The organism is Bordetella parapertussis (assembly GCF_020735925.1).
In the GTDB taxonomy this organism is placed as follows: Bacteria; Pseudomonadota; Gammaproteobacteria; order Burkholderiales; family Burkholderiaceae_B; genus Bordetella; species Bordetella pertussis.
In genome coordinates this window covers 606,233-618,661 of sequence record NZ_CP085971.1, presented here as the reverse complement: position 1 = coordinate 618,661, position 12,429 = coordinate 606,233, and the positions used below count along the sequence as shown (strand labels likewise).

The window sequence follows — 12,429 nt, the reverse complement described above, 5'->3', positions numbered from 1 at the left end:
AAAGCCGGTGCGGCGCTCAGTCGCCAATGTACACCGTTCTCAGCGTGGTGAAGAACTCGATGGCGAACTCGCCCTGTTCGCGCGGACCGTAGCTCGATGCCCCGTTGCCGCCGAACGGCACGTGGAAATCCACCCCCGAGGTCGAGGTGTTGATCGAGGCCAGGCCGCTCTTGGTGTGCGCCTTGAAGTGCTGGGCGTGCTTCATGCTGGTGGTGCACAGGCCGCTGGACAGGCCGAACGGCGTATCGTTGGCGATGGCCAGGGCGTGCTCGTAGTCGCGCGCCGTCAGCACGCAGGCAAACGGTCCGAACACTTCCTCGCGGCACACGGTGGCGCTGTTGTCCAGGCCGGTGACAAGGCACGGCTCGAAGTAATGGCCCCGGGTCGGACGCGACAGGGCCCGGCCGCCGGCCACCGTGCCGCCCTCCTGGCGCGCCAGGTCGGCATAGCGGCGGTTTTTCTCGAACTGCTCGGCGTTGACCACCGGACCGATGACGGTGGCCTCGTCCAGCGCGTGGCCCACGGCCAGGCTGGCGGTCTGCGCCAGCAGCCGCTTAACGAAGGCGGCATGGATGCCCTCGGTGACGATGATGCGGCTCGATGCGGTGCAGCGCTGCCCCGCGTACAGGAAGGCCCCGTCGATGGCGCAGGCCACGGCGGTATCGAGGTCGGCGTCATCGAGCACGATGAGCGGATTCTTGCCGCCCATCTCGAGCTGGATGCGCTTGCCCGCGGCGGCGGCGGCGATGCGCTTGCCCGTGGCCACCGAGCCGGTGAAGCTGACGGCCGCGACCGCCTCGTGCGCCACCAGCGCGGCGCCCGCCTGGCCCGCGCCCAGCACCAGGTTGAACACGCCCGCGGGCAGGCCGGCCTCGCGCATCACGTCGGCCAGGATCCAGGCGCCGCATGGCGCGATCTCCGACGGCTTCATCACCACGGTATTGCCGTAGGCCAGCGCCGCGGCCGCCTTCCAGGCCGGTATCACCACCGGGAAATTCCACGGCGTGACCAGGGCCACCACGCCCACGGGATTGCGCTGCACCTCGACCCGCACACCGGGGCGGATCGACGCATAGGTGTAGCCCTTCTGCCGGATCGTCTCGCTGGCGAAATAGCGAAAGATATCGGCGGCGCGCGTGGCCTCGGCCAGCGCGTCGCGCAGGGGCTTGCCCTGTTCGCGCGCGATCGCCATGGCCAGCTCGTCGCGCCGCCCCACCAGCCCGTCGGCGATGCCGTCGAGCAGGCGGCTGCGCGCCATCGCGTGCAGGCCGCGCCAGGCATCCAGCGCCTCCTCGGCCGCGCGCACGGCCTGGTTGACCATCTCCACCGGGGCATGCATGTAGACCCCGGCCTCCTCCTGGAGGTCGGACGGGTTGTACAGCGCGACGGGCTCGCCGCCGTCCTGCCATTGGCCCGCCACGAAGCTGCGGTATTGCGTCGACATCTCGATTGCTTCCTACTAGTCCTGCCGCGGCGTACCGGCCTTGATATACGGGTAATACATGGGCAAGGCGCCGATGGCGACCATGTCGACCTCGACCACGCACAGGCCGGGGCTTGCATAGGCCTCGGCGGCGATGCGTTCGAAGTCCCGCGCCGCCTCGACCTTCCAGAACTTCGCGCCGGCCAGCTGCGCGATGTCGGCGAAGGCCGGTCCGCCCAGCGCGTCGTAGCGGTGCCGGCCGTCGCAGACCACGTCCTGGATGCCGCGGATGGCGCCGTAGCCCTGGTCGTTCATGACGATGACGAGCATGTCGAGCCGCTCCTGCGCGGCGGTCCACAGCTCGGTCATGTTGAAATAGAAGCCGCCGTCGCCGGTCAGCACCGCCGTCTTGCGCCCCGGGCTGGCCAGCGCCGCGCCGATGCCCAGCTGCAGGCCCTGGCCGATGCCGGCGCTGACCGGATAGATGTTCTGGTGCGCCTTGCGCAAGGGAAACAGGCGATGGCCCCAGGTGCTGTTGCTCTTGGTGATGTCGCGCACCCACAGCGCGTCATCGGGCAGCACCCGGCGCAGCATCGCGGGAAAATCCCGGTACGGACCCAGGCGGCCGAGGTAATCGTCGATGGCCGCCTGCCTGGCGGCGCGCACGTCGGCGTCGAACGCCGGATCGATGTCCAGCCCATCGGCCAGGCCGGCCAGCAGCCGGTCCAGCACCTCGGCGCAATCGCCCTGCACGAACAGTTCGTTGGCGTAGCCCAGGCTGTCGCGCGCCGCGTCGATATCGACGCGCAGCAGCGGCGTGGGCAGCGGCACCGCCTGGTTATCGGTTTCCTGGCCGCGCAGCCGGGAGCCCACCACCAGCATGAGGTCGGCCGACCGGTACAGATCCAGCACGGCGGGCGAGCCGGCGCCATTCAAGGCGCCCAGATTGCGCGGATGATGGTCGTCCACGACGCCGCGCCCCGACCAGCTCGACACCACCCCGAAACCCAGGTCCACCAGGGCGGCCAGCTGGCTGGCCGCGCCCTTGGCGCCCGCGCCCACCCACAGCATGGGCCGGCGCGCCGCCTTGATGCGGCGCACCAGCTCGGCGATGGCGGCCGGCTCGGGCGGCGGCGCGGCGGCGGGCGAGACCTTCAGGGACGCGGGGTCCGGCATGGCGACCTCGCGCCCTTGCAGGTCGACCGGAATCTCCAGACTGACCGGTCCGGCGGGCGCCTGCAGGCATACGCGGATCGCCTCCTGGATGACGGCCAGCGCGCTGTCGGCGTCGGTCACCCGCAGCACCGCCTTGCCGACCGAGCGCAGCATGTCGTGCTGGCTCGGCATGTCGTGCACCGTGCCGCGCCGGCTGCCCAGGTAGGGCGTGGCCGTCTGGCCGGTGATGTGCAGCACGGGCGAGCCGGCGAACTGCGCCTCGGCCAGCCCCGGCACGGCATTGGTCGCGCCCGGGCCGGTGCTGGTGATGACCACGCCCAGGCCTTGCCGCGCCCGCGCATGGCCATCGGCCATGTGCGCCGCGCCGGTCTCGCCGCGCGTCATCACCATGCGCAGCGCCGGGCGCGCGGCGATCGCGTCCATGATGGCCATGTTGTGCACCGACACGATGCCGAAGACCGTATCCACGCCGTTGGCGGCCAGGCAATCGGCCAGCAAGGCTCCCACTGTGTATTTCATGTCAGTCGTTCGCCTTGATGTCCGCGTTCTTCACCAGGGCGGTCACGCTGTCCAGGTCGGCCTTGACGCGCTCGCGCATCACCTGCGGGTCGGTCGACGGCACGCTGTAGCCCCAGTCCTTGAGTTTCTGGCCGAAGGCGGCGCCGGCCACGATCTTCTGGTTGGCGCCCACCAGCTTGCGCGCCACGTCCTGCGGCAGGCCGGCCGGCGCCATCAGGCCGAACCAGCCCTCGAACTCCACGCCGGCCACGCCCGCCTCGGCGGTGGTGGGCACGCTGGGGAAGGCCGGATTGCGCTGCGCCGAGGTAATGGCCAGCGGCCGCACCTTGCCGCCTTCGATATGGCCCTTGGCCGTGGTGGTGATGTCGAACATGAAATCGATGCGGCCGCCCTGCAGGTCGGTCATCGCGGGCGCATTGCCCTTGTACGGCACGTGCAGCATCTTCACTTTGGCCTGGTAGGCCAGCAGCTCGCCGCCCAGGTGGTTCGAGCCGCCGGCGCCGGAAGAACCGAAGGTCACCGCCCCGGGCTGGCTGCGCGCCTGCGCGATCAGGTCGCCCAGGCTCTGGTACCTGGACTCGGTGTTCACCAGCAGCACGTTCGCATAATTGACCACCAGCCCGAGGTAATCGAAGCTGTTGAACGGATCGAAAGGCACCTTCTGCAGCGCCGGCGAAATCGTGAACGTGCCGCTCGATGCCAGCAGCAGCGTATAGCCGTCGGGCTTGGCGTTGGCCACCGCGTTGGCGCCGATGATGCCGTTGGCCCCGGCGCGGTTTTCCACCACCACCGTCTGGCCCAGGATGCCCTGCAGCTCCTGCGCATAGGTGCGGGCCACGATGTCCACCGAACCGCCGGGCGGAAACGGCACGATCAGCCGCACCGACTGCGACGGAAAATCGCCGGCGGCGTGCGCCGACATCGAAAACACCATACCCAAACCGCACAGCGCGCGCGTCCACCGCTTGATACCCAGCATGTCTTTCCTCCGAAGATGGATTGGTCGAACCAATTCTGTTGTTTTCCGCCGCGCCGAACCGCTTGCAAAAGGCCTCAGAATCCCGGAAGAAAGTGTAGGTCAGCCCCCGCCGGCGAGCGTTGGTATTATTGAAAAGCTGAGTTGAAGCGGCACGAACGTAGCGTCCGGCACGGCCTAGCCCTGGCTTGCGGCCCGCCGCGCCCGGCGCGCCGCGACATGGCTGCGGTAGCGCGCAAAATCCTTGCCGGCCAGCGCCAGGTACAGGCCCGTCGCCACCATGAAGGCGCTGAACACATAAATGTGCAGCCAGTTCTGCACGCCATAGCGCAGCATGCCCGTGCCCAGGTACATATTGAGCACCCCGAAGCCCAGCAGCATCACCATCAGGATCCAGCGCGCCCAATCGCTGCCGCGATACAGCCACAGCAGCAACAGCACGGGCACCACCAGCCGTTGCGCCGCCGCTGCGCTGCCCTGCAACGCCTGCAGGATGTCGTAGCCGCTGGCCAGCACGATGCCCGCCAGCGAAACAAACCAGAAGCGGCGTGCGCCGAGGGCGTTGCGGCCCGCGGCGCGCGGGTTGGTTCGGGATTCTCGCGCCATGCTCTCTCCTTGTGGGGTCGCGCCAGTGTAAGGCGTGCCGCGCCGAAGCCGGCGCCCGGACAGGGTAAAGTCATGCACTCAGCCCCTACGCCTTCTTGCCCATGCCCCGCAGCAGAACCGTCGTCCGCCTCGCCGCCGCCGTCCTTGTCATCGCCCTGGCGGGCTACGCCGGCGCCATACTGTGGGCCGAACAGGCCTGGACCTACTCCACGCCCCCGTCCAGGACCATCGGCCAGGCCCCCGACGGCACCGCCGCCGCCGTCACGCCGTACTGCACCGGCATCACGCGCGCCGGCGCGCACACCTGGATGCTGGGACGCGACGCGCCCGGCTTCATCACCAGGCAGAACGCCGGCCCCCAGGCCAACTGGCTGAGCGCCCAGGGCGTGTCCGGCCAGCCGCCCGAGCGCGACATCCGCGCCCGCGACTACAGCGCCCTGTGGCGCCTGGACACCGACGGCAGCTTCCGCATCGCCGCCGCCGTCACCGACTCCGCCTGCCTGGCCGCCACGCCGGACGGCGCCAGCGTGTTCCTGCTCAGCACCCTCAACAGCGCCGCGCTGCGCGCGCAGCGCGGCACGCAGCCTGGCGTGCAGCAGACCCTGGTGTTTCGCTCCGACGACGGCGGAGCCAGCTGGCAACGGCAGGAACAAGGCCTGTTCGCCCAGGCCGCCCTGGTCGCCCCGCACCAGGACATCCATTGGATCGACGCCCGGCGCGCCTGGAGCGTGCGCGACATCCAGGACATGCGCGCAGACGACCGTCGCAAGACCCCGGCGGGTTTTCCCACCGGCTGGTACTACTCCGAAGACCAGGACCGCACCGCCACCCAGGTCTACAGCGAAACCTCGCTGTTTCCCGCGCCCGCCGACTTCGGGCCCGCGCTGCACAACGCACGCCTGTTCGACCCCGGCTACGACAGCGACCAGAGCCACCTCGCCGTGCTGGACGCCGACCGCGCGCTGGGCTGGTACACCCACTGGATCGGCTATCAATCGGCGCAGGGCCGCGCCATCGCCTACCTCACCACCCAGGTGCTGCTGCAGCGCCAGGGCCAGGACTGGCGCATCGCCGGCATCACCCGCCAGCGCGGCGTGCGCATCGCCCAGCTCGCCCAGGCCCCCAACGGCGCCATCCATGCCGTGCTGACCCGCGCCGGCGGCAACGCCACCCTGGCCCGGCTCGACCCCGCCACCCTGGAATGGACCGACGAACGCCCCCTGCCGCGCGTCTTCCCCCTGGGCCTGCCCGCCTACCAGACCGCCACCGCCCTGCGCGTGTCCAACCAGGCCCAGGTCGTCTCCCTGTGGGCCGACCACACCGTGCCGCGCCTGCTCTACCCCTGGGGCGACGCGCCGGCCAGCATATCGGCCACCGGCGAATTCTGGACCGCCGACGGCGGCCAATCGTGGCGGCGGCTGCCGCAGCGCTCGCCCGACGACCTGCTGGGCATGGACGGCGCCCGGAACGTCCTGTTCTGGCCCGAGGACGACGGCAAGGCCATCTCAGGCTACGAACTGGCAAAATGAGCTACACGGCCGCCTTCGGCGTATTCCGAAAACCGATCGCCATCCGGTTGTAGGCGTTCATCAAACCGATCGCCACCGTCAGATCCACCAGCTCCTTCTCGCCGAACACCGCGCGCGCATCCTGGTAATCCTGGTCCGGCACGCCGGTCTGCGCCGCCTGCGTCACCGATTCGGCCCACGCCAGCGCCGCCCGCTCGCGCGCATCGAACAGCCCGCCCGCCTCGCGCCACGCCTGCAGCAGGGCCAGCTTCTCGACCGCCACGCCCTGGTTCAGCAGATCGCGCGTGTGCATATCCAGGCAGTACGCGCAATTATTGATCTGCGACACCCGCAGATAGACCAGCTCCACCAGCGCGGGCGCCAGCCCGCTCTTCATCACATAGCCATACACCCCGGCCAGCGCCGCCGCGGCCCCGGGAGCCACCTGGTTGTAATCGATACGCATCGTCATGGCTTCACTCCTTGATCGGCGACAGGAACGGTCAGCGCCTTGTCGCCGCTGTCCACCACGAACACCGCCAGCAGCCTGGCCGGCTCCGTCCTGCTCGCATTGCGGCTGATCGAATGCGACGCGCCGGGCGGCTCGGACCAGCTCTGGCCGGCCCGATAGACCCGCGCCGGCCCATCGTTGACCTTCGACTCGATCGCCCCCGACACCACATACGCATAGATGAACGCCGACTTCGCATGCAGGTGCGGCGCCGACGCCGCCCCCGGCGCATACGCCACCTCGACAGCAACCAGCGACTTGCCGGGGATATTCGGAATCGCCTCCTCGAAATTCACCGCCACGCGCTCGCCGCCGCCATGGGCCCAGGCGGCCGGGGCCGCCAGCGACAGCGCCGCGGCGCACAGCGCGGCAATCACGCCGCGATTGATCGGAATACCCATCGCTTGCTCCTTACCCTCCGAAAGAGAGGGCATGGCGACCACTTTATTTGATTATTTTCCCCGGATAAACGCCCTATACTCGGTTTGTTTAGACGAGTACTCGCATAAATGGCCCTGGATCGCATCGAGGCAATGCGCGCCTTCTGCCGCATCGTCGAACTCGGCAGCTTCACCCGCGCGGCCGACTCCCTCGGCGTGGCCAGCACCACCCTGTCCGAACAGATCCAGGCGCTGGAACGGCTGCTCGACATCCGGCTGCTTCACCGCAGCACGCGCAAAGTCCACCCCACCAACGAAGGCCTGGCCTACTACCAGCGCGCCCGCAAAGTCATCGAGGACATCGACGACCTGGAAGCCTCGGTCTCCATCAGCCGCGCCGTCGTCAAGGGCCGCGTCGCCGTGGAAATGCCCACCCCCGTCAGCATCCACCTCGTCATCCCCGCCCTGCACGGCTTCACGGAACGATACCCGCACATCCATCTGGACATCGGCTGCAGCGAACGCGTCGTCGGCCTGATGCAGGAAGGCATCGACTGCGCCATCCGCGGCGGCGACATCGCCGACCAGGACCTCATCGCGCGCCGCGTCGGCCAGATGCGCTTCTGCCTGTGCGCCGCCCCCGCCTACCTGGACGCGCATCCCGCCATCACCCACCCCGCCCAGCTCGCCCGGCACCGGCACCTGGGCTTTCGCTTTCCCGGCACCGGCAAACGATTCGTCGCCACCCTGCGCAAACAGCGCGACAGCCACCCGCTTGACCACCCGCCGCACGTCTACTTCAACAACGGCACCGCCGTCACCGCCGGCGCCGCCGCCGGCCTGGGCATCGCCGCCCTGCCGCGCGCCGAAGTGCGCCACCTGCTCGAAGCCGGCGCGCTGCGCGAGATCCTGCCCGACTGGACCCTGACCAGCATGCCCATGTCCGTCGTCTACCCCCAGACCCACCAGCTGTCCGCGCGCGTGCAGGTTTTTGTCCAGTGGGTGGCGGAGTTGTTCGAGGGGGATGGGTTGTGGAAGGATGCGTGACCGGATTGCGTCGTGAGAGGGCACGGGCCAGCGCATCCGCAAGTCAGCTGACGACAGAGAATCGAGGGATTCCTGCCCATTGAATGACTGGCTTGTGGCATTGATCCATCGGCAGCTCAGCCCCGCGAACGAGCGCCCAGGAACGCCCCGCAGCCAGCCATCAGCGACAACTTGGCCGGTGGCCAAGAACCTCTATCGAGACGCGCCGCTCATGAACCGGCCAACGCCGGCGCGGCCGGCCGAAACGACTCAGCCCCTGTCGACGCCACGGGCTCATCGGACCGCCGGCCGTCTTGCAAGCGGAACACGCCAACCGCCTGCAGCAATTGGGCGGCCTGGCCTTGCAAGGCCGTCGAGGCGCTGGCGGCCTGCGCGACCAGGTCGGCGGTCTGCCGGGTGAGTTCGTCCATCCTGGCCACGACCCGGTTCACCTCCTCGATATCCGTGCCTTGGGCACGGCCCGCGTCGCCGATCTGGCCGACCACGCCGGCGACCTCGTCAATGCTGGCAACGACTTCACGGATCATGCCCGCGGCGTTATCCGCCTGCCGAAAACCCTTGCCGGTCTTCTCCAGCGAGCCCTCGATAAGGCCGCGGATCTCGCGCGCCGCGCCGGCGCTGCGTTCGGCCAGCGCGCGGACCTCGAAGGCCACCACCGCAAAGCCCTTGCCGCTTTCGCCCGCGCGGGCCGCCTCCACCGCCGCGTTCAGGGCCAGGATGTTGGTCTGAAACGCGATGCTGTCGATCACGCCGATGATTTCCGAGATTTTCTGCGCCTCCTGCTGGATCTCTCCCATCACGGTCGCGACGCCAGCGACTGCCGCGCTGCCCGTGCCGACGCTCTGGCGGGCCTGGTCGGTCAGTTGCCCAGCCTGCAGGGCATGCGCCGCATTGGCATGGACATTGGCGGCCAGGTCGCGCATCGACGCCACGGTCCGCGCCAGCGACTCGGCCTGTGCGCGCGAGCGCTCCTCCAGCTCCAGGTTGCCCTGCATCATGTCGCGCGAGGCCCCCGACAGCGCCGTCGCCGTCTCCCGCACTTCGCTCATGGTCCGATGCACCGCGTCCATGGTGGTCTTGAACGCGCGGCCGAGCCCGCTTTCCATCTCCGAGCCGCCGAATCGCAGGTCGAAGACCCCAGGCTCGCGGCCGATCCGTGCGCTGAGCCGGGCCAGCTCTTCGGCGGCCACGGCGGCGCGCTCCATCCGCCAGGCCAGCCATCCCAGCGCCGCGGCCTGCACCACGACATAGGCCGCATGCAAGAACACCATCCCCAGGCTGGGCTCGGTGAAGCAGATCGCGCCATATCCCCATTGCTGGAGAAAATTGAACGACAGGTGATGCACCGCGATCACCACGGCCGCGCACAGAATGGTCCGCCAGTCCCGATATGCCAGAAGCAGCGAGAGCAGCACGAAGATGCCGAAGTGGATTTCGGTCATGCCCGACATGAGGTGGATGTGCAGCCCCGCCAACGCCATCAGTCCACAGGCGACGGCCAGGCGAGTCGACAGCTTGCCGGGACGCCAGAGGATCAACAGCGTGGGCAGGCCGGCCGCCAATACGCCTACCGTGACAGCGGCCGTCCATCGGCCGTACTGCGGCGCCATGCAAAGACCGACGATGACCAGCACCCAGAGCAGCGGCAACATCGCCCGGTCGGCCCGGCGATACGAGTCTTCCAGCAAACGGCTTGCGGTGCGCATTGACAGGTCCTTCGGCAGAGGAGACGGGCGGGTCCGCGCAAACCCAATTCTGCAACATAAATAACGAATTGTGAATATTTATTCCAAATTTGCTGCCTTTCCGCCCTACGTGTCTTCCTGCGATTGCAATACTGTTACGGTCCTGGCGAGTCCCTATCAATCGCCGACATGCCTGCCCACATAGCCGTACAACGCCTCCGGCATTCCGCACACCGCTTCGGACGGCGGCGCGTCCTCCCGCAGCTCGACATAAAGCGCCGCAGCAGCCAGCAATGCCGCGCGCACCGAGGCCCTGTCAGGCCGCGGCACCGTGGCCGCCAGTTGCGCGCCGGCCTCCCCCGCCACCGCCTCGATCCGCCTGACCCCGCGCTGCGGGCGCCCCGCCCGGCGGTGCAGCATGGGCCCCAGCACCTGCTCGCGAAAGAAGCCCAGAATCCCGATGGCCTCGTACAACTCGCCGCGCGCCAGCTTGCTCGCGCCGTAATGCAGCCAGATCCACGCCCTGCGCTCGAACCAATCGGGCGTGGCCTCCGGCCAGGCTATCGCCGCCGCATCCAGCCGGGCCTCCACCGCCTGGGCGTCGCGCGCGAACAGCACGGCCGGGCGTTCCACCAGCCGGTCCAGGTCGCCCAGGGTCACGAACTTGAAATCCACGTGCAGCAACTGCGGCCCGTACAGGCAGATCAACAGCCTGGGCTCGCCCACATGCTCGCCGGTAAAGGCAGACAGCAGCCCGCCCATCCGCTGCGCGAACTCGAGCCGTGCAGCCATGACCTCGTCGTAGCTGCGGTCGTCACAGACGATGACGAAATCCAGGTCCGAATACTCGTCGAAGCCGCCATGGATGTATGAGCCGGCGGCCAGCAGCGCAGTCAGCCGCGGGTCGGCGGCGACTGCGGTGCGGATTTTGTCCAGGAATTGGTTGTGTAGCGGGGGGAGTTTGGAAGGCATGGATTCTCCTGGGAGGGACATCCAGAGTACCGGTTTTTTAGGGGCGGGGTGGCCAGTATGACTGGCGGGCTCTCCGTGCACGCTACCTGCTAGACTGACCGGCGCGGCGGATTCGCCGCGGAGTCGAGCGACGCGAACTCGAAGGCAATTGGATATTCATCGGTTTGTCTCGGGTTGGCCGCATCGGGACTCTCCGCCTTCAGGCGCTTCGGCGCATAATCATCGGCATTTCTTCGGTAGGCGGCTGGACGCCTACTAATCACGTTACGGGCAAGGTGCCGACGTCCGTGCCCGGAAATCCAGAAAACACTGCCGACAGACTGATGAGACTCGAAAGACATTCCAAACACCACGTGGACATTGAGGTTCAGCTCGCCATTCAGCAGGTTGGAACGGCGAGCAATCCGCTCAAGGCATTGCAGGCGTTCCAGCATCACCACGCTCTCTTGAAAGATTGGCGGATCGTCTACGCCGCTGAGGACGGTCACGGCCCCTTCAAGCTGAGACGCCAGCAGTTTTCCAGCAAGGGCTTTGTCTCGACGCTGTTTCGTGGCGAGTCACTTTGGGTTATCGATCATGAAGCCGCCACTTCGGAAACGATAAATATTCACATGGGCACCGCGACCTTCGTCGATTCCAATGCGGCCAGCTTCATCCAACGGTTGGCATACCGGGAGGCACCGGCTGCTCCACTGCTGGAATTCTGCAAGGCCATGTCCGACGCCTTCACTATTGACGAACTCTCACGGATTAATCCGTTTCTTTATCTCTGGGAAGCGCAGCGCGACAAGGGGCCAAGACACTGGCCGGCGTGCGCCAGACCATGGCGGCGCTTCATGCGATCAAGTTGATCCAGCAGCCGCTCGATGCGCATTGGGGTCGGACGTTCCGCGCTCGCTATAGACAGGAGGCGGAGGCTCACGCGGACCGGTTCTTAATGGAGTTTTACCGGGACATGGATTACACCGGCCAGCATATAGAGGATCAAGTTGACCTGATGGAGGCAATGCTCATCAGAACCAAGATCATCGAATATTCGTCGCAAAAATCGTCACAGGCAAAGATGACGGCGCTCGTGCAGTTTATGCACGAGGAAATGTCGACGCTGATGCTGCGCGAACTGATCGTCTGTGCCGATATCCCGTGCCAAGGTGGTCGCTCGCAGCTATCGCAGAAACTGAATGCCTTGCATGACAAGCCAGCGCCGCTCGCCGTCCTCAGAAATTGCGCCTGGGATCTTCATCTCCTGCGATCGATGGACCGCATGTCGAATACCTCCAGCCAGGCCGGCCTGGGCGAGTTCTATGTAGCAAATCTAATCACGTTCGACCGAGATCTGGCCGACACGCTACGCTTGGCGGAATTGCGGGCGTATGCCTTGCATCGATCTTCCCCTATGTATTTTCCGGTTTACAACGAATCACTCGATTCGTGGCTGAAGGCCCGTGTCGGAGAAAAACGCATGTCCCAGCTTGGCGAATTCTTTATGGAAGACGGGATCAATCAGCGCGCGCGCAGAAGGTCACACAGCCACATTCGAGCGCTGCTCGAAGAAGATCGGCGCACACTGATCGATTTGTTCGCTCGCAAGAAGTCTGGTCAAACCTGAGGCCGGTCTTCCTGCCA

Annotated in this window: 12 protein-coding genes; 4 read left to right on the top strand and 8 right to left on the bottom strand. The window is 67.2% G+C overall.

What is annotated here, in order from left to right; translation table 11 throughout:
• Positions 1-16 precede the first annotated feature (16 nt).
• From LK409_RS02870 to LK409_RS02855, 4 genes are all read right to left on the bottom strand, one after another.
• Positions 17-1,444, bottom strand: coding sequence for an aldehyde dehydrogenase family protein (locus LK409_RS02870; protein ID WP_010927797.1), 1,428 nt, complete (start codon positions 1,442-1,444; stop codon positions 17-19).
• A 15-nt stretch (positions 1,445-1,459) separates the two neighbouring features.
• Positions 1,460-3,118 carry a thiamine pyrophosphate-binding protein gene (locus LK409_RS02865; RefSeq protein WP_010927796.1) on the bottom strand — a complete coding sequence of 553 codons (1,659 nt, stop codon included), beginning with the start codon at positions 3,116-3,118 and terminating at the stop codon, positions 1,460-1,462.
• Between the two features lies 1 nt (position 3,119).
• Positions 3,120-4,097 carry a Bug family tripartite tricarboxylate transporter substrate binding protein gene (locus LK409_RS02860; protein WP_003809104.1) on the bottom strand — a complete coding sequence of 326 codons (978 nt, stop codon included), beginning with the start codon at positions 4,095-4,097 and terminating at the stop codon, positions 3,120-3,122.
• 174 nt (positions 4,098-4,271) lie between these two features.
• Complete coding sequence (locus LK409_RS02855) at positions 4,272-4,700, bottom strand: hypothetical protein (RefSeq protein WP_003809102.1); 429 nt, start codon at positions 4,698-4,700, stop codon at positions 4,272-4,274.
• A gap of 101 nt (positions 4,701-4,801) precedes the next feature.
• Here LK409_RS02855 and LK409_RS02850 point away from each other — a divergent pair, with 101 nt between their 5' ends.
• Positions 4,802-6,229, top strand: a complete 1,428-nt coding sequence (locus LK409_RS02850) for a hypothetical protein (protein WP_226376507.1) — start codon at positions 4,802-4,804, stop codon at positions 6,227-6,229.
• A gap of 1 nt (position 6,230) precedes the next feature.
• Here the strand turns inward: LK409_RS02850 and LK409_RS02845 are convergent, their stop codons facing one another.
• Positions 6,231-6,680, bottom strand: coding sequence for a carboxymuconolactone decarboxylase family protein (locus LK409_RS02845; protein WP_010927794.1), 450 nt, complete (start codon positions 6,678-6,680; stop codon positions 6,231-6,233).
• Entirely contained in the window at positions 6,677-7,120 is a 444-nt protein-coding gene (locus tag LK409_RS02840; protein WP_003809095.1) for a cupin domain-containing protein, read from the bottom strand. The genes LK409_RS02845 and LK409_RS02840 overlap by 4 nt, the downstream gene beginning before the upstream one ends.
• A 108-nt stretch (positions 7,121-7,228) precedes the next feature.
• On the opposite strand from LK409_RS02840, the gene LK409_RS02835 reads away from it, so the two are divergent.
• A complete protein-coding gene (locus LK409_RS02835; protein WP_010927793.1) occupies positions 7,229-8,146 on the top strand; it encodes a LysR family transcriptional regulator in 918 nt (305 codons plus the stop codon).
• A gap of 209 nt (positions 8,147-8,355) precedes the next feature.
• Here the strand turns inward: LK409_RS02835 and LK409_RS02830 are convergent, their stop codons facing one another.
• Together LK409_RS02830 and LK409_RS02825 are read right to left on the bottom strand one after the other, a co-directional pair.
• Positions 8,356-9,852 (bottom strand): methyl-accepting chemotaxis protein, encoded by a 1,497-nt coding sequence (locus tag LK409_RS02830; RefSeq protein WP_010927792.1) that lies wholly within the window; start codon positions 9,850-9,852, stop codon positions 8,356-8,358.
• A gap of 156 nt (positions 9,853-10,008) precedes the next feature.
• Positions 10,009-10,803 carry a hypothetical protein gene (locus LK409_RS02825; RefSeq protein WP_010927791.1) on the bottom strand — a complete coding sequence of 265 codons (795 nt, stop codon included), beginning with the start codon at positions 10,801-10,803 and terminating at the stop codon, positions 10,009-10,011.
• A gap of 323 nt (positions 10,804-11,126) precedes the next feature.
• Here LK409_RS02825 and LK409_RS02820 point away from each other — a divergent pair, with 323 nt between their 5' ends.
• Positions 11,127-11,654 carry a hypothetical protein gene (locus LK409_RS02820; RefSeq protein WP_010927789.1) on the top strand — a complete coding sequence of 176 codons (528 nt, stop codon included), beginning with the start codon at positions 11,127-11,129 and terminating at the stop codon, positions 11,652-11,654.
• Positions 11,615-12,412: a hypothetical protein gene (locus tag LK409_RS02815; RefSeq protein ID WP_226376505.1), complete on the top strand. Its 798-nt coding sequence runs from the start codon at positions 11,615-11,617 to the stop codon at positions 12,410-12,412. Before LK409_RS02820 ends, LK409_RS02815 begins: the two co-directional genes overlap by 40 nt.
• Positions 12,413-12,429: the final 17 nt, after the last annotated feature.

Excerpts from the sequence above, each read along its gene's own strand:
- LK409_RS02840 (WP_003809095.1), bottom strand. The coding sequence starts at position 7,120 with ATGGGTATTCCGATCAATCGCGGCGTGATTGCCGCGCTGTGCGCCGCG.
- LK409_RS02855 (WP_003809102.1), bottom strand. The coding sequence starts at position 4,700 with ATGGCGCGAGAATCCCGAACCAACCCGCGCGCCGCGGGCCGCAACGCC.
- LK409_RS02860 (WP_003809104.1), bottom strand. The coding sequence starts at position 4,097 with ATGCTGGGTATCAAGCGGTGGACGCGCGCGCTGTGCGGTTTGGGTATG.
- LK409_RS02870 (WP_010927797.1), bottom strand. The coding sequence starts at position 1,444 with ATGTCGACGCAATACCGCAGCTTCGTGGCGGGCCAATGGCAGGACGGC.
- LK409_RS02830 (WP_010927792.1), bottom strand. The coding sequence starts at position 9,852 with ATGCGCACCGCAAGCCGTTTGCTGGAAGACTCGTATCGCCGGGCCGAC.
- LK409_RS02835 (WP_010927793.1), top strand. The coding sequence starts at position 7,229 with ATGGCCCTGGATCGCATCGAGGCAATGCGCGCCTTCTGCCGCATCGTC.
- LK409_RS02820 (WP_010927789.1), top strand. The coding sequence starts at position 11,127 with ATGAGACTCGAAAGACATTCCAAACACCACGTGGACATTGAGGTTCAG.
- LK409_RS02845 (WP_010927794.1), bottom strand. The coding sequence starts at position 6,680 with ATGACGATGCGTATCGATTACAACCAGGTGGCTCCCGGGGCCGCGGCG.
- LK409_RS02865 (WP_010927796.1), bottom strand. The coding sequence starts at position 3,118 with ATGAAATACACAGTGGGAGCCTTGCTGGCCGATTGCCTGGCCGCCAAC.
- LK409_RS02850 (WP_226376507.1), top strand. The coding sequence starts at position 4,802 with ATGCCCCGCAGCAGAACCGTCGTCCGCCTCGCCGCCGCCGTCCTTGTC.
- LK409_RS02825 (WP_010927791.1), bottom strand. The coding sequence starts at position 10,803 with ATGCCTTCCAAACTCCCCCCGCTACACAACCAATTCCTGGACAAAATC.